The 16,777-nt window shown below is 66.3% G+C and carries 12 protein-coding genes; 9 read left to right on the plus strand and 3 right to left on the minus strand.

The genetic code is table 11. From position 1 onward, the window contains the following. Nucleotides 1-101: 101 nt before the first annotated feature. Complete coding sequence (locus QT386_RS18395) at nucleotides 102-1,892, plus strand: acyclic terpene utilization AtuA family protein (RefSeq protein WP_289275203.1); 1,791 nt, start codon at nucleotides 102-104, stop codon at nucleotides 1,890-1,892. Here QT386_RS18395 and QT386_RS18400 read toward each other — a convergent pair. After that, nucleotides 1,889-2,329: an EF-hand domain-containing protein gene (locus tag QT386_RS18400; RefSeq protein ID WP_289275204.1), complete on the minus strand. Its 441-nt coding sequence runs from the start codon at nucleotides 2,327-2,329 to the stop codon at nucleotides 1,889-1,891. The two genes, QT386_RS18395 and QT386_RS18400, sit on opposite strands and share 4 nt — an antisense overlap. A gap of 240 nt (nucleotides 2,330-2,569) precedes the next feature. Between QT386_RS18400 and QT386_RS18405 the strand changes: the two genes are divergently transcribed. The 8 genes from QT386_RS18405 (at nucleotide 2,570) to QT386_RS18440 (ending at nucleotide 12,006) form a co-directional block, all read left to right on the plus strand. After that, nucleotides 2,570-4,231 carry an electron transfer flavoprotein-ubiquinone oxidoreductase gene (locus tag QT386_RS18405; protein WP_289275205.1) on the plus strand — a complete coding sequence of 554 codons (1,662 nt, stop codon included), beginning with the start codon at nucleotides 2,570-2,572 and terminating at the stop codon, nucleotides 4,229-4,231. 7 nt (nucleotides 4,232-4,238) lie between these two features. After that, nucleotides 4,239-4,700 carry a hypothetical protein gene (locus tag QT386_RS18410; RefSeq protein WP_289275206.1) on the plus strand — a complete coding sequence of 154 codons (462 nt, stop codon included), beginning with the start codon at nucleotides 4,239-4,241 and terminating at the stop codon, nucleotides 4,698-4,700. Nucleotides 4,701-4,766: 66 nt separating this feature from the next. After that, a complete protein-coding gene (locus QT386_RS18415; protein WP_289275207.1) occupies nucleotides 4,767-5,513 on the plus strand; it encodes an electron transfer flavoprotein subunit beta/FixA family protein in 747 nt (248 codons plus the stop codon). Continuing rightward, nucleotides 5,513-6,448, plus strand: a complete 936-nt coding sequence (locus QT386_RS18420; protein WP_289275208.1) for an electron transfer flavoprotein subunit alpha/FixB family protein — start codon at nucleotides 5,513-5,515, stop codon at nucleotides 6,446-6,448. Before QT386_RS18415 ends, QT386_RS18420 begins: the two co-directional genes overlap by 1 nt. 68 nt (nucleotides 6,449-6,516) lie before the next feature. Continuing rightward, nucleotides 6,517-7,377, plus strand: coding sequence for an SDR family oxidoreductase (locus tag QT386_RS18425; protein WP_289275209.1), 861 nt, complete (start codon nucleotides 6,517-6,519; stop codon nucleotides 7,375-7,377). Between the two features lie 164 nt (nucleotides 7,378-7,541). Then, entirely contained in the window at nucleotides 7,542-9,167 is a 1,626-nt protein-coding gene (locus tag QT386_RS18430; protein WP_289275210.1) for an acyl-CoA carboxylase subunit beta, read from the plus strand. A 17-nt stretch (nucleotides 9,168-9,184) separates the two neighbouring features. Further along, nucleotides 9,185-9,997, plus strand: a complete 813-nt coding sequence (locus tag QT386_RS18435) for an enoyl-CoA hydratase/isomerase family protein (protein WP_289275211.1) — start codon at nucleotides 9,185-9,187, stop codon at nucleotides 9,995-9,997. 20 nt (nucleotides 9,998-10,017) lie between these two features. Next, nucleotides 10,018-12,006 (plus strand): acetyl-CoA carboxylase biotin carboxylase subunit, encoded by a 1,989-nt coding sequence (locus QT386_RS18440; protein ID WP_289275212.1) that lies wholly within the window; start codon nucleotides 10,018-10,020, stop codon nucleotides 12,004-12,006. A gap of 389 nt (nucleotides 12,007-12,395) precedes the next feature. On the opposite strand, the gene QT386_RS18445 is transcribed toward QT386_RS18440, so the two are convergent. Then, on the minus strand, nucleotides 12,396-13,961 hold the full coding sequence (locus QT386_RS18445; RefSeq protein ID WP_289275213.1) for a thrombospondin type 3 repeat-containing protein: 1,566 nt from the start codon (nucleotides 13,959-13,961) through the stop codon (nucleotides 12,396-12,398). A gap of 25 nt (nucleotides 13,962-13,986) precedes the next feature. Beyond that, the gene (locus tag QT386_RS18450) at nucleotides 13,987-16,353 is read right to left on the minus strand and encodes an Ig-like domain-containing protein (protein WP_289275214.1); all 2,367 of its coding nucleotides are present in this window, start codon (nucleotides 16,351-16,353) and stop codon (nucleotides 13,987-13,989) included. Nucleotides 16,354-16,777: the final 424 nt, after the last annotated feature.

Here is a 16,777-nt window from a genome sequence, read left to right on the forward strand (position 1 = left end):
ACGTTTTCCTTGAAAACCTCTTGGTCTGCGGACATTCTTCGCGGCAATGACGGGTCACGACCTGAGGTTGTGACAATGTAAATTACCGAAAAGGATTCGAAATGAAGACCGTGCGTATCGGCTGCGCTTCCGCCTTCTGGGGCGACACTAACGCCGCCGCCGCCCAGTTGGTGGAGAAGGGAGGCATCGACTACCTGGTGTTCGACTACCTGGCCGAGATCACCATGTCGATCCTTGCCGCCAAGCGCATGAAGGACCCCAACGACGGCTACGCCACCGACTTCGTCGAGCACGTCATGGCGCCGCTGATGGCGCGCATCAAGGAAAAAGGTATCCGGGTCGTTGCCAACGCCGGCGGCGTCAATCCGCTGGCCTGCAAGAAAGCCCTCGAGGAGGCTGCGGCCAAGGCGGGCCTGAGCTTCCGTGTGGGCGTGGTGCTGGGGGACGAGCTCAATGGCCGGCGCAAGGACTTCGCCGACTGCACCGAGCTGGGAACGGGCAAGCCCCTGCCGCCGGTTACCGTGTCGATGAACGCCTACCTGGGCGCCATCCCCATCGCCAAGGCCCTGGAAGCCGGTGCGGAGATCGTCATCACCGGCCGCTGCGTCGATTCCGCCGTGGTGCTGGGCCCGCTGATGCACGAGTTCGGCTGGCAGCCGGATGACTACGACCGTCTCGCCGCAGGCTCCATCGCCGGCCACATCATCGAATGCGGTGCGCAGTGCACCGGCGGCAACTTCACCGACTGGGAGCTGGTGCGGGGCGGCTATGCCGACATGGGCTTTCCCATCGTCGAGATGCAGGCCGGCGGCGAGTTCACGGTGACCAAGCCCGAGGGCACCGGCGGCCTGGTGTCGCCGCACACCGTGCTGGAGCAGATGCTTTACGAGATCGGCGATCCGCGGGCCTATCTGCTGCCGGACGTGACCTGCGACTTCACCCAGGTGAAGCTGGAGCAGGCCGCGCCCGACGTGGTGCGCGTGAGCGGCTGCCGCGGCCATGCGCCGACCGACTCGTACAAGGTCAGTGCCACCTACCCGGCGGGCATGCGCTGCGCCGCGCTGTTCATGATCGGCGGCATCGATGCGGCCAGGAAGGGACGTGCCTCCGCCCAGGGCATCGTCGAGAAGGTGCGTCGCCAACTGCTGGAGGCGAAGCTGGGTGACTTCAGCGGCGTGGACATCCACTGCATCGGTGCCGAGGAAAGCTATGGCCCCCATGCGCGCGCGGCCGCCACGGCGACGCGCGAGGTGGTGGTCAAGATCGCCGTGCAGCACCCCAATCCCAAGGCCCTGAAGCTGTTCGCCCGCGAGATCGCCCAGGCCGCCACCGGCATGGCGCCAGGCTTCACCGGTTACTTTGGCGCCGGACGTCCGGAGCCGCACATGGTGCCGCGGCTGTTTTCCACGCTGGTGCCCAAGGAGCGCGTGGCGATCGAGGTGGTGGTGGGCGAGGAGCGCCTGCCGGTCGGCGTGCCACTGGCGGGTGGTTTCGCGCCGCCGCCAGCAGAGGCCGAGGTGCTACCGGATCTGGATATGGCCGCGGCCGTGCCGGTGCCCCTGATCCGCTTGGCGCTGGCACGTTCCGGCGACAAGGGCGACCACGCCAACATCGGCGTGATCGCCCGCCGGCCGGAATACCTGCCGTACCTGCGCGCGGCCTTGTCCACGGCGGCCCTGCGCCGCCACTTCGCACACGTCTTGGCGGGCGGTGAGGGCGGCCGCGTGGAGCGCTGGGAGTTGCCGGGTACGAACTCCCTCAACTTCCTGCTCCACAACGCCCTGGGCGGCGGTGGCGCCGGCAGCCTGCGCACCGACCCGCAGGGCAAGGCCTTCGGCCAGATGCTGCTGGACTTCCTGGTGCCGGTGCCGCCGAAGCTGCTGGTGGATTAGCGGCCGCCGCTGGGGTCGACGTTGCGCAGGCCGTACTCCAGGCGCGACAGCTTGCCGTCGTTGTTCTTGTCCAGCGAACCGAAGCGGATTACCAGCTCGGAGTTGGCGCTGACCTCGCCGCGGTCCAGCTTGCCGTTGCCGCTGGTGTCCAGCGTGGCGAACTTGGCGTCGTCGCTCATCATCGGCTGCACCGGCTTCGGGGCCGGCTTGATCACCACTACCGGCGGCAGGGTGGCGGGCTGTGCCAGCGGCTGCGCCGTGGTCGGGGCCGGCAGGGCGGTTGGGGTCTGCAGGGCGGCCCCTGGAGACATCGCGGCGGCGGGCTGGGGTGCGGCCGAGGCCGGGGGGTAGCAGTCGCCGGGCGGCATGCCGGCGGGCTGGGCAAGGGCGGGGCCGGCCGCGAGGGCCAGGACACCCAGCATCAGGTGGGTCTTCATGCGCGTCTCCTCCTTGAGGCAAGGGTGGGGCCGCATCCGGCAGCCCCGGGCCCAGCCAGACTGCCCAGCCGCGGCTGTCCTCGCGCTGAACGGTCCCCGGTGGCCTGGAATTGACTGTAAAGCCAGCAAAACCTGTCTTACGGAGGGTAGGTCCGGCGCGCGTGACGGTTTACAATACGCGTCTCTATTTGCCCAACAGCCAGCCTCCCAGGGTATCGGGAGCAGCCAGGAACTGCCTAAATGTCCGTTGAACGCGATGTAATGGAGTATGACGTCCTTGTGGTCGGCGGCGGTCCCGCTGGCCTGTCCGCAGCCATTCGCCTGAAGCAGAGGGCGGCCGAGGCCGGCAAGGAACTCAACGTCTGCCTCGTCGAAAAGGGTTCGGAAGTCGGTGCCCACATCCTGTCGGGCGCCGTGTTCGAGCCGCGCGCGCTCAACGAATTGTTCCCGGACTGGAAGGAGAAGGGTGCGCCGCTGAACACCCCGGTGATCGGCGACGACATCTACTTCTTCCGCAGCGAGACCGCTGCCGTGAAGATGCCCAACCTGTTCGTGCCCAAGCCGATGCACAACGAGGGCAACTACATCATCTCGCTGGCCAACCTCTGCCGCTGGCTGGGGACCCAGGCCGAGGCGCTGGGCGTGGAAATCTACCCCGGCTTCGCCGCGCAGACCCCGATCATCGAGGACGGTGTCGTCAAGGGCGTCACCATCGGCGACATGGGCATCAACCACCAGGGCGAGCATAAGCCGGACTACGCGCCGGGCATGGAGCTGCGCGCCAAGTACACCCTGTTCGCCGAAGGCTGCCGTGGCCACATCGGCAAGCAGCTGATCGCCAAGTACGACCTGGCCAAAGGTACCGACCCCCAGCACTACGCCATCGGCATCAAGGAAATCTGGACGGTGCCGGCCGAGCAGCACAAGCCGGGCCTGGTGGTGCACGGTGCCGGCTGGCCGCTGGACCTGCTGGGCACCGATGCCCTGGGCGGCTCCTTCCTGTACCACCTGGAAAACAACACGGTGGTCTGCGGGCTGATCGTGGACCTGTCCTACACCAATCCGTACCTGTCGCCGTTCGACGAGTTCCAGCGCTTCAAGCACCATCCGAAGATCGCGCAATACCTCAAGGGCGGCACGCGCGTGGGCTACGGCGCCCGCGCCCTGGTCAAGGGCGGCCTCAACTCCCTGCCCAAGCTGACCTTCCCGGGCGGCGTCCTGGTCGGCGATGACGCCGGCACGCTGAACTTCGCCAAGATCAAGGGCAGCCACACCGCCATGAAGTCCGGCATGCTGGCGGCGGAAGCCGCGGCCGAGGCCGTGCTGGGCGGTTCCGAGGGTGGCGACGAGCTGACCACCTACACCGAGAAGTTCAAGGCCAGCTGGCTCCACGAGGAGCTCTACAAGTCGCGCAACTTCGGTGTGCTGCTGCACAAGTTCGGTGCGCTGATCGGCGGCGCCATCAACTACATCGAGCAGAACTGGTTCGGCGGCAAGTTCCCCTGGACCTTCCACGATCTCAAGTTGGACCATGCTTCGCTGAAGCTGGCGGCCGACAGCCAGAAGATCGAGTACCCGCGCCCGGACGGCAAGCTGTCCTTCGACAAGTTGTCCTCGGTGTTCCTGTCCAGCACCAACCATGAGGAAGACCAGCCGGTCCACCTCGTGCTGAAGGACAAGAGCATCCCCATCGCCAAGAACCTGCCGCTGTACGACGAGCCCGCGCAGCGCTACTGCCCGGCCGGCGTCTACGAGGTGGTGGGCGAGGGCGATGCCAAGCGCTTCCAGATCAATGCGCAGAACTGCGTGCACTGCAAGACCTGCGACATCAAGGATCCGGCGCAGAACATCAACTGGGTTGCCCCGGAAGGTGGCGGCGGTCCCAACTACGCCAACATGTAAGCTGCCCATGCTCCGTTCCGCCTGGCTGTTGCTGCTGACGTTGATGCTGCTGCCCCTCACGGGCTGCGTGTCGGCGCGCGTGCAGGCCGAGCGGGACGCCACGGCGACCTACAACCGCTGCTACACGGCGCTGCGCCAGGCCGACCTGCCGATGTACCAGCTGTGCCAGTCGCGGCTGTCCAAGGCGCGCCGGCAGGAGCAGCGCTTGGCCGATGCCGACCTGCCGCAGGAAGATGAGCAGCAGTGGCTCAAGGGCCAGGCCGAGGCCGCCCCCTGGGAGGTCCAGATCCTCTCGTCGGTGGTCAGCGAGGACCTGGGCACGGTCACCCTGGAGACGAACAACCGGTCCGGGGTGCTCGATCAGCAGATCGAGCATGTCGAGAAAATCGTGCTGGTGAAGGAAAATGGCCGCTGGGTCATTGACAAGGACTGCTGCGAATACTCGAATGCGAGATTCGCAAGTCCCTGATTTGATGTGAACGCGCCGTCCCCCGGCTCGTTTGGGGCAGTTTTGGAATAAACCGAGATCGAGAGAATGAAAGTTCTAGTCAGCGTCAAACGCGTGGTGGACTACAACGTCCGCATCCAGGTCAAGTCCGATGGTTCGGGCGTGGTCACGGACGGCGTCAAGTTCAGCATGAACCCCTTCGACGAAATCGCGATGGAAGAAGCCGTCCGTCTGCGCGAGAAGGGCAAGGTCACCGAGATCGTCGCCGTGACGATCGGCGGCGCCAAGAACGAAGAGACCCTGCGCTCCGCGCTGGCCTTCGGCGCCGACCGCGCGATCCACATCAAGGAAGAGGGCGAAGTGCAGCCGCTGACGGCCGCCAAGGCCTTCGCTGCCGTGCTGAAGAAGGAAGGCGCCCAGCTGTTCCTCTGCGGCAAGCAGGCCATCGACGACGACGCCAACCAGACCGGCCAGATGGTTGCGTCCTTGCTGGACATCGCCCAGGCCACCTTCGCCTCCAAGGTGGAAGTGGACGGCGCCAAGGCCCAGATCACCCGTGAAATCGACGCCGGTCTCGAGACCCTGGAAGTCGACCTGCCGGCCGTGGTCAGCGTCGACCTGCGCCTCAACGAGCCGCGTTACCTGAAGCTGCCGGACATCATGAAGGCCAAGAAGAAGCCGATCGAAACCATCGGCCTGGGCGACGTCGGCGTTGCCATCGAAGCCGGTTCCAAGACCGTCAAGGTGTCGCCGCCGCCGGCGCGTGCCAAGGGCATCATGGTCAAGACGGTGGACGAACTGGTTGCTGCACTGAAATCGAAGGGGCTGGTGTAATGAGCAAGATTCTCGTCATTGCCGAACATTCCGACGGCAAGCTGAACGCCGGCGTCGCCAAGGCCGTGGCCGCCGCCCAGAAGATCGGCGGTGAAATCGCCGTTGCCGTGCTGGCCACCGACGGTGCTGCCGTCGCTGCCCAGGCTGCCAAGCTGGACGGCGTCGCCAAGGTCGTGGTGGTCAACAACGCCGCCAACGCCTACCCGATCGCCGCCGTGCTGGCGCCGCAGATTGCCGAACTGGCCGCGGGCTACACCCACGTGCTGTTCCCGGGCACCACCTTCGGCAAGGACCTCGCCCCGCGCGTGGCCGCCAAGCTGAACGTGCAGCAGGTCAGCGACATCATGGCCGTGCACGCGCCGAACAAGTTCGATCGCCCGATCTACGCCGGCAATGCCATCACCACGGTGGAAGCCGCGGCCGGCACGGTCGTCGCCACGGTCCGCCAGGCTTCGTTCAATGCGGTGGTCGGTGAGGGCGGTTCCGCTGCCGTCGAGACCGTCTCGGTCAGCGCCGCGCTGCCGTCGCACACCCGCTTCGTGAAGATCGAGGCCCAGAAGTCCGCCCGTCCGGACCTGCAGGCCGCCAGCCGCGTCGTTTCCGGTGGCCGTGCTCTGGGCTCCTCCGAGAACTTCAAGGTCATCTACGACTTCGCCGACAAGATCGGCGCCGGCGTCGGTGCCTCGCGTGCCGCAGTGGACTCGGGCTACGTGCCGAACGACATGCAGGTCGGCCAGACCGGCAAGATCATCGCCCCGGAGCTGTATTTCGCGATCGGTATCTCCGGCGCGATCCAGCACCTGGCCGGTATCAAGGACGCCCGCACCATCGTCGCCATCAACAAGGACCCGGAGGCCCCGATCTTCGAGGTGGCCGACATCGGCCTCGTCGGAGACCTGTTCACGGTGGTCCCGGAGCTGCAGGGCAAGCTGTAAGAAGTCGCTAAGCAGTGCTGATCAAGGCCGGGAATTCCCGGCCTTGATCGTTTCCGGAGGGTGAAAACATGGGTTACCAGTCTGTATTCCGCGCCGGCCAGTTCGATGGCCAGACGATCGTGATCACCGGTGGCGGTTCGGGCATCGGACGCTGCACCGCGCACGAGCTGGCGTCCCTGGGCGCGCACGTGATCATCACCGGCCGCAAGCAGGAGAAGCTCGACGCTACGGCCGCGGAGATCGTGGAGGATGGCGGGCGCGTTTCGACCCGGGCCTTCGATATCCGCGACGAGGACGCCGTCAGGGATGCCGTGAAGGGCATGCTGGACGAGCATGGGCAGATCCACGGCCTGGTCAATAACGCGGGCGGCCAGTACCCGATGCCGCTGGCCACCATCGGCAAGAAGGGCTGGGAGGCAGTGGTGGCCAACAACCTCACCGGTGGCTTCCTGATGGCCCGCGAGACCTACAACCAGTGCATGAAGGACAAGGGCGGTGCGATCGTGAACATGCTCGCCGACATGTGGGGCGGCATGCCCAGCATGGGCCACAGCGGCGCCGCTCGCGCCGGCATGCTGAACTTCACCGAGACCGCCGCCGTGGAGTGGGGCGTGTCGGGCGTGCGCGTCAATGCCGTGGCCCCGGGGTTCGTCGCCTCCAGCGGCATGGACAAGTACGACCCGGTGTTTGCCAAGGAGGTGCTGTCGCAGCTCTCCGGCCTGGTGCCGCTCAAGCGCATGGCCGAAGAGGCCGAGATCAGCTCCGCGATCGTCTGGCTGCTGTCCGAAGGCGCTGCCTTCGTGACTGGCAACTGCATCAAGATCGACGGCGGCGGCAGCCTCAATGCCAAGGCCTTCCCGCTGCTGGACCAGAAGCGCTCGCAGCCTTACCGCGGCTTCCACCGTGCGGTGCGCCCCAAGCAGGTCTGAATCACCGGAATTCACCGAAAGCCGCCCCGGGCGGCTTTTTTCATGCCCGAAGGCGGCAGGGCGTGCTTTAGGATGCCCTTATTCGGAAATATTTATTGTTGATGAAACCTCTGTTTATACGGGGGTAAACTCGCGAAAGCCTGCGAATAGTGGAGAGATTGGAAATGCCTGTTATCGAATCCCGCATCGACACCGGCAGCGGCCAGTTCCAACAGAACCGCGAGGGCCTGCTGAAGCTGATCGAGGAATGGCGCGCCATCGAGGAAAAGGGCCGCAAGGAAGAAGAGTCCAAGCGCGAGCGCTACCGCAAGCGCGGGCAACTGCTCCCGCGAGAGCGCGTGCACCTGATGCTGGACCGCGGCTCGCCCTGGCTGGAGCTGTCCACGCTGGCGGGCTACAAGCTACATGACGACAAGGACGGGTCACTTGCCGGCGGCAACACCATCATCGGCATCGGCTACGTCTCCGGCGTGCGCTGCCTGGTGTCGGCCTCCAACTCCGCCATCAAGGGCGGCACCATGACCCCCTGGGGCGTTCAGAAAGGCCTGCGCGTGCAGGAGATCGCCCTGCAGCAGAAGCTGCCGACGGTTTCCATGATCGAATCCGGCGGCGCCAACCTGATGTACCAAGCCGAACTTTTCATTCCCGGCGGGCGCAGCTTCGCCAACCAGGCGCGCCTGTCGGCCGCCGGCATTCCGCAGGTCGCCATCGTCCACGGCTCTTCCACGGCCGGCGGTGCCTACATGCCCGGCCTGTCCGATTACACGGTCATGGTGCGCAAGAACGCCAAGGTATTCCTGGCCGGTCCGCCGCTGCTGAAGGCCGCCACCGGCGAGATCGCCGACGAGGAATCCCTGGGCGGCGCCGAGATGCACTGCAGCGTCGCCGGCACTTCCGAATTCATCGCTGAGAGCGACGCTGATGGCATCCGCATCGGCCGCGAGATCGTGCGCAACCTCAACTGGAACGCCTCGCGCCCCCGGCTGGAACTGCTGCCGGTGCGTGCGCCCCTGTACGACGTGGAGGAGCTCTGCGGCGTGGTGTCGCCGGACTACCGTAAGCCCTTCGACTGCCGCGAGGTGATCGCGCGGCTGGTGGACGGCTCAGAGTTCCTGGAGTTCAAGAACGAGTACGACCAGCAGACCATCTGCGGCCGCGCTACGCTCCACGGACACCGGATCGGCATCATCTCCAACAACGGTCCCATCACCACCAAGGGCGCCGCCAAGGCCGGACAGTTCATCCAGTTGTGTTGCCAGGCCAACGTGCCCATCGTCTACCTGATGAACACCACCGGCTACATGGTGGGCACGGAGAGCGAGCAGGGCGGTATCGTCAAGCACGGCTCCAAGATGATCCAGGCCGTGGCCAACGCCACGGTGCCGCAGATCACCATCGTCATGGGCGGCAGCTTCGGCGCCGGCAACTACGGCATGTGCGGCCGCGGTTTCGGCCCACACTTCATCTTCGCCTGGCCCAACTCCCGCACCTCGGTGATGGGCGGCGAGCAGGCCGCGGGCGTGATGGAGATCATCACGCGCGAGAAGTGGGCCAAGGAGGGCAAGCAGGTCTCCGAGAACGACGAGAAGATGCTCGGCATCATCCGACAGAACATCGTCGGCCAGTTCGACAAGGAGTCGCATGCCTTCGCCGCCACGGCGAGGCTATTCGACGACGGCCTGATCGACCCGCGCGACACCCGCAAGGTGTTGGGCCTGTGCCTGTCGGTCTGCCGCGAGAGCAAGGCGCGCGAGCTGTTCCCGAACAGTTTCGGCGTCGCGCGCTTCTGATCGCCGGGAGAACGACCATGCAACTATCCGACTGCAAGAACCTGCTGCTGAAACTCGAAGGCGGCGTGCTATGGCTGACGATCAACCGCCCGGAGTCGCGCAACGCCATGACGCCGGAACTGCTGGCTGAGATCGGTGCGGCCTTCGACGCCATCCGTGAGTCCGTCGAGGTGCGTGCGGTGGTTCTGCGCGGTGCCGGCGGCCACTTCTGTGCGGGCGCCGACCTCAAGGGCATGATGGCCGGTGGCCTCAAGCCGCCTGCACCGGGCGAGGCTGATCCGGTGGCGGCCATGAACCGTGCCTTTGGCGTGATGCTGCGCCAGGTCAGCGCCGCGCCGCAGGTGGTGATCGCGATCTGCGAGGGCGCGGTGTTGGGTGGCGGCTTCGGCCTGGCCTGCGTGTCCGACATCGCCTTTGCTCATGCGGACGCCAAGTTCGGCATGCCCGAGACCACACGCGGTCTTCCGCCAGCGCAGATCGCACCCTTCGTGGTCGAGCGAATCGGCCTGACGCAGGCGCGCCGCCTGTGCCTGACTGGCGCCCAATTCCACGGCGCCGAGGCCCTGCGGCTGGGCTTGGTGCACGAGGGCTATTCCAGCGAAGAAGAGCTGCAGATAAAGCTCGGCGACACGCTGGCGCAGGTGATGAACTGCGCGCCGCGTGCCAATGCACTGACCAAGCAGATCCTGCTCAACGTCGGCAAGCTCGAGATGGATGCGGTGCTCGACGATGCGGCGCAGAAGTTCGCAGTCTGTGTGCGCGGGCCGGAGGCGCCGGAAGGTATCGCGGCCTTCATGCAGAAGCGTAGCCCCCAGTGGGCGAAAAACTAGAAAACTTCGAGGCAGGAACCATGGCCCGATTCTCCAAAGTCCTCGTCGCCAACCGCGGCGAAATCGCCGTCCGCGTGATCCGCGGTGCGAAGCAACTCGGCTATCGTACGGTCGCCGTCTACAGCGACGCCGACCGCGACGCCATGCACGTCCAGGAGGCCGACGAGGCCGTGCGCATCGGTCCTGCGCCGGCCAAGGAGTCCTATCTCGTCATCGAGCATCTCATCGCCGCGGCGAGGCAGAGCGGCGCCGAGGCGATCCACCCGGGCTATGGCTTCCTGTCCGAGCGCGAGGATTTCGCACAGGCCGTCCAGGATGCAGGGCTGGTGTTCATCGGTCCCGATCCGCACTCCATCGAGGCCATGGGCAACAAGTCCGCCTCCAAGATCCGCATGATCGCCGCCGGTGTGCCCTGCGTGCCGGGCTACCAGGGTGACGGTCAGTCCGACGAGACGCTGGTGTCGGAGGCAAGCAAGGTCGGCCTGCCGGTGATGGTCAAGGCGGCGGCGGGTGGCGGCGGGCGCGGCATGCGCCTGGTCCACCAGGAAGCGGACCTGCTGGCGAGCATCCAGTCGGCACGTTCCGAGGCGGCCAATGCCTTCGGGAGCGGCCAGTTGCTGATCGAGAAGGCGGTGGTGGACGCACGTCACGTCGAGATCCAGGTCTTCGGCGACCGCCACGGCAACGTGGTCTACCTGGGGGAGCGCGACTGCTCGGTACAGCGCCGCAACCAGAAGGTGGTGGAAGAGGCCCTGTCGCCGGCCGTGGACGAGGCGCTGCGTCGCCGCATGGGCGAGGCGGCCGTGGCCGCAGCCAAGGCGGTCAACTACGTCGGTGCCGGCACCGTGGAATTCATGCTGGCGCGCGATGGCCAGTTCTACTTCCTGGAGATGAATACCCGCCTGCAGGTGGAGCATCCGGTGACCGAGCTGGTCTTCGGGCTCGACCTGGTGGAATGGCAGTTGCGCGTGGCGCAGGGCGAGCCCTTGCCGCTGTCGCAGGATGAGATACTGCGGCGCATGCAGGGCTGGGCCATCGAGGTGCGCCTCTGCGCGGAGGACCCGCAGCAGAACTACCTGCCGCAGACCGGCAAGGTCCTGCGCTGGCGCCCGCCGCAGGGCACCGGCATCCGCGTCGACAGCTACCTGCGCGACGGCCAGATCGTCAGCCCGTTCTACGATTCCATGCAGGCCAAGATCATCGCCTGGGGCGAGGACCGCGAGACCGCGCGCCAGCGCCTGCTCAAGGCCCTGCGCGATACCACCTTGCTGGGCGTGGTCAGCAATCGCGACTACCTGCTGGACATCATCGCGCACGAGGCCTTTGCCTCGGGTGATTTCAGCACCGCGTTCATCAGCCAGCATTTCCCGGCCCAAGTCGTGGCGGCGCGCAGGCCAACACCGCGGCAGATCGCCCTGGCGGCCGTGGCGCTGTACCTGGACGAAGCCTCGCGCCTGGCGCAGGAGCATGGGCTGGCGCCGGAGTTCATCGGCTGGCACAGCTCGCATGAGTTCCCGGCGGACTACAAGCTGAAGTGGCGTGACCAGGCTTTCGATCTGCGTATGCTGGTGCAGCGAGGCGATGCCTTCTCCGTGACCCTGGGCGGCGAAACCCTGGCGATCGACGTGAGCCGCTGCAGCGACGATGGGTTCCACTACGTCTGCGATGGTGTGCAGGGGAAGGCGCGTACCGCACGCGACGGCGACGGCATCTGGATCGACGCCGATGCCGCCTGCTGGCGTTATGCAGATGCCTCGCTGGCGCCCGCTCAGGCCGCCGCTGCGGGTTCCGATGGCCGCCTGCTGGCGCATTCAGACGGCAAGGTCGTGGCTGTCCACGTGCAGCCCGGAGACCGTGTCGAAAAGGGCCAGGTGCTTGCCGTGCTGGAGGCCATGAAGATGGAGTTCCAGTTGCAGCTACCGGTGGCCGGCACCGTGGAGTCGGTCAGCGTCGTTGCGGGGCAGCAGGTGAAGAACCGGCAGGTGCTGGTGGTGGTGCGTGTGGCGTAGGCAGGAGGCGTCGCGGTCTTGCTCGACACCGGACTGGGGTCGCAAGCCACCACCCTACATTCGCTCCGTGCTGCGCGCCGGATGAATCCAGCGACACGATTGAGTGAGCCACGGCAACGATTCAAGGCCCGCGTATGCGGGCCTTTTTGTGTCCGTGATGCGTTCGCCGGCACTCGGCATCAGCGGCTTGTGGGCTTGCTCCAAGGCAAGCCCAGCCGATTACCGAGCGAATGGATTGAGAGGGCGCGTCGAAAACCGGAAATGAGCGCCCCCGTGCTCGCACGAAGAAGTACCTGCGGCCTCGTCACGGATGACAACTCAGAACGGTACGACAAAGAAAAGCCCCGCCAGGTTGCCCTGGCGGGGCTTTCAGTTGCTGCGTTCGTCGCTTACTCGAGAACCTTCAGTTCCACGCGACGGTTGTTCTCGCGACCCTCTTCGGTGTCGTTGGTGTCGATCGGGCGGGTCTCGCCGTAGCCCACCGGGTTCATGCGGCCGCTCGGCACGCCACGCCCCATCAGGTAGGTCTTCACGGCGTTGGCGCGGCGCTCCGACAGGCCCAGGTTGTAGGCGTCGGAACCGATCGCGTCGGTGTGGCCTTCCAGGTCCACGCGGATGGCCGGGTAGGCCTTCAGCGTCTCGCCGACCTCGTTGAGGATCAGCTTGGCCGGCTCGGTCAGGCGGTCGGAGTCGAACTCGAACTTCACACCGCGCAGGATGAAATTCTTGTCCAGCGCGCAACCGTTGGCGTCCACCGCCTCGCCCGGACGCGGCGTACGGCAATCGCCCGTCAGTGCACAGCCGTTGGGCAGCACCTTGGCACCCGGCGGCGTGCGCGGGCACTCGTCGAGGTAGTCGGGGATGCCGTCACCGTCGGAATCCAGCGGGCAGCCATCCGGACCCACCGCCACGCCCTTGGGAGTATCCGGGCACTTGTCCATGAAGTCGGGGATGCCATCGCCATCGGCGTCAGCGGCCGGGCAACCGTCCGGACCCACGATGGTGCCCTTGGGGGTGTTGGGGCACTTGTCATAGGCATCCGGGATGCCGTCACCGTCGGAATCGATCGGGCAGCCGTCCGGGCCCACCAGCACGCCGCGCGGCGTGTTCGGGCACTTGTCCAGCTCGTCGGGCACGCCGTCACCGTCGGAATCCGCCGGGCAGCCGGAGGCATTGACCACCGTACCCTTGGGGGTGCCGGGGCACTTGTCCAGGTAATCCGGCACGCCGTCGCCGTCGGTATCCACCGGGCAGCCGTCCGAGTACACCGAGACACCCTTGGGGGTGTTGGGGCACTTGTCGAGGTGATCGGGTACGCCGTCACCGTCGGCATCACCCGGCTTCTGGCCCAGGGCAACACGCAGGCCGGCAAAAGCCTGCCAAGTGTAGTAGGTCGTTTCCGGCACCGGACCCTGTTCCTGGGCGTCGTCCTGTTGGTAGCGGGCTTCGAGCTTGAGCGTCGTCAGGCTGCCCAGACGCTGGAGGAAACCGAGGCTGCCGTAGGGGCCCCAGGCGCCGGTACGCTCGCCGAGGAAGTCCACGCTGGAGAAGTGGATGCCGCCTGCGATATACGGCTGGAAGTCCCAGGACGAGTCGTAGAACGGCTTGCCGAAGAAGGCCTCAAGGCCGGCGCGACCGCTGATGCGCTCATAGTCGCCGGCGTTGGTGGTTTCCAGGTTGCTGTAGTCGGCGCCGAGTTCCAGCACGATACGGTCGGTCAGCGGGCGGGTGGCCAGGGCGCCGGCCGTGAGGCCGTAGTCGACATCCGACTTGTCGGACATCACCACGCCGGCATACGGCCACAGCGACCAGCGGTCGTCCCGCACCTCCACTGCCACGGGAGCGGAAGCCACCGGAGCCGGGGCTGCCGCAGCGGCCGGGGCCGCCGTCTGGGCCAGGGCCAGGGCCGGCATCAGCCCCAGCGCGGTTGCACACATCAGGTGCTTGAAGTTCATTGTTGTTCTTCCCTGAGCTTATCGATTAAGGCGCCGCGAACGGAAAGGGGAACGTCGGATCATCCGGCAGGCAGGCCTGCGCATTGAGGATCTTGTCCGGCTGCGCCGTCAGCAGGGCGTCCAGCAGCGTGCCCAGGCCGCAGGTCAGCGGCCGGTAGACCGCGTTGTCCACGATGTTCAGCAGGTCGGTGAGGCCAGCGGCGAACAGCGCGCTGGTGACCGGATCCAGGCCGTTGAGCAACTCGCTGACGATCAGGTCCAGCGGGATCGGGCCGGTGTTGCCTTCCTCCTGGCCGCTGGCGAGGGTCTGCAGCAGCGGGTTGACGATCTCGGTGACCGCGCTCAGCAATTGCGTGATGGCACCGTTACCACCGTTCTCGCTGGCGCCCAGCAGGAACAGCGGGGCCAGGGCGTCGCAGAGCTGCGTGGTCTGCTGGGCCGTGGACGAGCCGAGCAGCACGTCGTTGGTCACCGGCAGCACCAGGATCGTCATGCCGTCCTTGTCGGTGTTCTGGGCCGAGCCCGGATTGGCGTACTCGGCGGTGATGCAGCTGAAGCCGAGGCGCAGGTTGCCGGCGCCGATGACCACGCCGTTCTCGCCGGGGCGGCGGTCGCCGATGGCGTAGCGGTCTGCCGGGGTACGCTGGTCACCGACCAGGGCCGACGGGCCGTTGCCGAAGGGGATGTCGACCGGCAGGGTGGTGGAGCAGCTGCTGCCGTTCCAGAAGCCGGCGGACTCGTGCTTCCACTGGATGCGGTTGCCCAGCGGATTGGTGGCGGAAACGTCGCCGTCGTCGTTGGTCACGTCGCGCGGCGTGACGTCGATGAACTGCTCGCAGAGGCCGGTGGCCTCGTTGTAGTTCGCCTCGGTGCAGAAGCGGGCGCCGGCGTAGACCTTCAGGCGGCCCTGCAGCTGCGAGGCATCCGCGAGCCCGCCCACGAGATCGGTGGCGCCGACGCAAGCGAACTTGCGGGGATCACCCGGCTCGGAAAGGCTCTTGGCCGAGACGCTGACGCTGTTGCCGCCCAGGATTTCGTCCAGGTTCACCCGGAACTGGATCGGGTTGGCACTGGTCGTCTGGCCGGCAGCCGTGAAGCTGGCGCCGATGCTGGCGGTACCACGGCTGACGCCGCGAACCAGGCCCGCGCCCGGGGCGTTGCTGACCGTGGCGATGGCGGCGGCCGAGGTGTTGAAGCTGGCATCGCTGCGATTGGTGAGGTTGCATTCCTGGCCGTTGTCGAAGCGGCCACGCAGGCGCAGCTGGCGCGTGCCGTTCACGGACAGTTCCTGCTGGGTGACGGCGGCGCAGGCGCCGCTGTCGGTACGGCAATCCTGGAACTCGCTACCGGCATCTGCCAGTTCGAGGCAGAGGCCGCCGGCCACCAGACGTGCCGGCTGCACGATCAGGGTCGCCGTGGCGGTGACCGGGTTGCCGCTGCAGGTGTTGGCCGAGTAGGTGCCGGTGACCGTGACCGTGGCGGTCGCGGTGAGCGCCGAGTTGGTCGTGGTGGTGGCATTGCCCTGGCCGGCCGGGAACGGCGCAGCGGAGGGGTTGTTGCTGGTAAAGGTCGTCGACGTGGTGACAACGCCGAATTCGCCGTTGGTGCCATCGCTGAAAGTGGCGGTGGCAACGTAGGTCTGCTGCTGGCCGGCGACGATGGTGCGGTTGGCCGGGGCGAGCTGCAGGCTTCCATCGAGCACGCAGGCATTGCCGACCTGGATGGTCACGGCGTTCGAGTTCACGCTACCGACCTGGGCGCGCACGGTGGCGGTGCCGGGGGTCTGGCTACGGAACAGGCCGGTGTTGCTGATCGTGCCGATGGTGTTCGGCGTGACGGTCCAGTTGGCCGTCGTGGGGCAGGTGCCCTGCTGGTTCTGGGCGCTGCCATCCGGTGCCAGCACCGAGAAGGTGCAGGAATCGAACTTGCACTGCGAGGTCTGGCCGGCGTTGATGTCGACGTCGGCGCAGGAGATCGTGCTGCTGACCAGGGTCGGCGTGAACGTGGTCACCGTCGTCGTGCGGGTAACGCTCTCGATGGTGGCGCTGATCGTGGTGTTGCCGTTGCCGACGGCAGTCACCTGGCCGGTCTCATTGACGGTGGCCGCGTCGGTGTTGCCCGACGACCAGGTCGGCGTCGGGCAGGTCATAGGCACGGTGCTGGTGCGGCCGTTGGCGTCGACCACCTGGTAGACGCAGTTCTGGACCTGGCACTGGGCGGTCTGGCCTGCAGCGATCGGCTGCTGCGGCGTGCAGCTCACCGCGAAGCCTTGCAGCTCGGGGAAGGGCAGATCGGGGCTGCGGGCACCGCCGCCACCTCCGCATGCGGTGAGCACCAGGGCTGCCAGAAGCAGCACGGCGCGGGGTTGGAAAAAGCGAATGCTGTCTCTCATGAGAGGGATCCCCAAGCTGAAGTTTCGACTATTTACTTATACGGCTGCTTATGACAGACGCCGAGGGCACCCGTCAAGGATAAAGTTCAAGCTTATCAAGCAGTGAGCGTGCCATGCCTCCTGCTTTTGTCTGATGCGGCGAAACGGGTAGGGGCCGCTACGGGCCACGTGTCCGGAGGTGGGGCGGAATAGCGCCTTGGATTGCCTGACAGCGTAGGCATGTGCTGACCTGAGGTGCAAGGAAACCCGGCCATAGAGGGTTGTTGTCTCCTCAGCTATGGACGACAACCCAGAATGACCGCCAAAGAAAAAACCCCGCCGGATCACTCCGGCGGGGTTTTGATTTGCCGCAGTTCGCTTACTCGAGGACCTTCAGCTCCACGCGACGGTTCTCCTCACGACCGATCTCCGTATCGTTGGAGTC

Source organism: Solimonas sp. SE-A11, assembly GCF_030345715.1.
Classification (GTDB): domain Bacteria; phylum Pseudomonadota; class Gammaproteobacteria; order Nevskiales; family Nevskiaceae; genus Solimonas_A.

Excerpts from the sequence above, each read along its gene's own strand:
- QT386_RS18405 (WP_289275205.1), top strand. The coding sequence starts at position 2,570 with ATGTCCGTTGAACGCGATGTAATGGAGTATGACGTCCTTGTGGTCGGC.
- QT386_RS18425 (WP_289275209.1), top strand. The coding sequence starts at position 6,517 with ATGGGTTACCAGTCTGTATTCCGCGCCGGCCAGTTCGATGGCCAGACG.
- QT386_RS18435 (WP_289275211.1), top strand. The coding sequence starts at position 9,185 with ATGCAACTATCCGACTGCAAGAACCTGCTGCTGAAACTCGAAGGCGGC.
- QT386_RS18410 (WP_289275206.1), top strand. The coding sequence starts at position 4,239 with ATGCTCCGTTCCGCCTGGCTGTTGCTGCTGACGTTGATGCTGCTGCCC.
- QT386_RS18420 (WP_289275208.1), top strand. The coding sequence starts at position 5,513 with ATGAGCAAGATTCTCGTCATTGCCGAACATTCCGACGGCAAGCTGAAC.
- QT386_RS18450 (WP_289275214.1), bottom strand. The coding sequence starts at position 16,353 with ATGAGAGACAGCATTCGCTTTTTCCAACCCCGCGCCGTGCTGCTTCTG.
- QT386_RS18395 (WP_289275203.1), top strand. The coding sequence starts at position 102 with ATGAAGACCGTGCGTATCGGCTGCGCTTCCGCCTTCTGGGGCGACACT.
- QT386_RS18440 (WP_289275212.1), top strand. The coding sequence starts at position 10,018 with ATGGCCCGATTCTCCAAAGTCCTCGTCGCCAACCGCGGCGAAATCGCC.
- QT386_RS18400 (WP_289275204.1), bottom strand. The coding sequence starts at position 2,329 with ATGAAGACCCACCTGATGCTGGGTGTCCTGGCCCTCGCGGCCGGCCCC.
- QT386_RS18415 (WP_289275207.1), top strand. The coding sequence starts at position 4,767 with ATGAAAGTTCTAGTCAGCGTCAAACGCGTGGTGGACTACAACGTCCGC.
- QT386_RS18445 (WP_289275213.1), bottom strand. The coding sequence starts at position 13,961 with ATGAACTTCAAGCACCTGATGTGTGCAACCGCGCTGGGGCTGATGCCG.
- QT386_RS18430 (WP_289275210.1), top strand. The coding sequence starts at position 7,542 with ATGCCTGTTATCGAATCCCGCATCGACACCGGCAGCGGCCAGTTCCAA.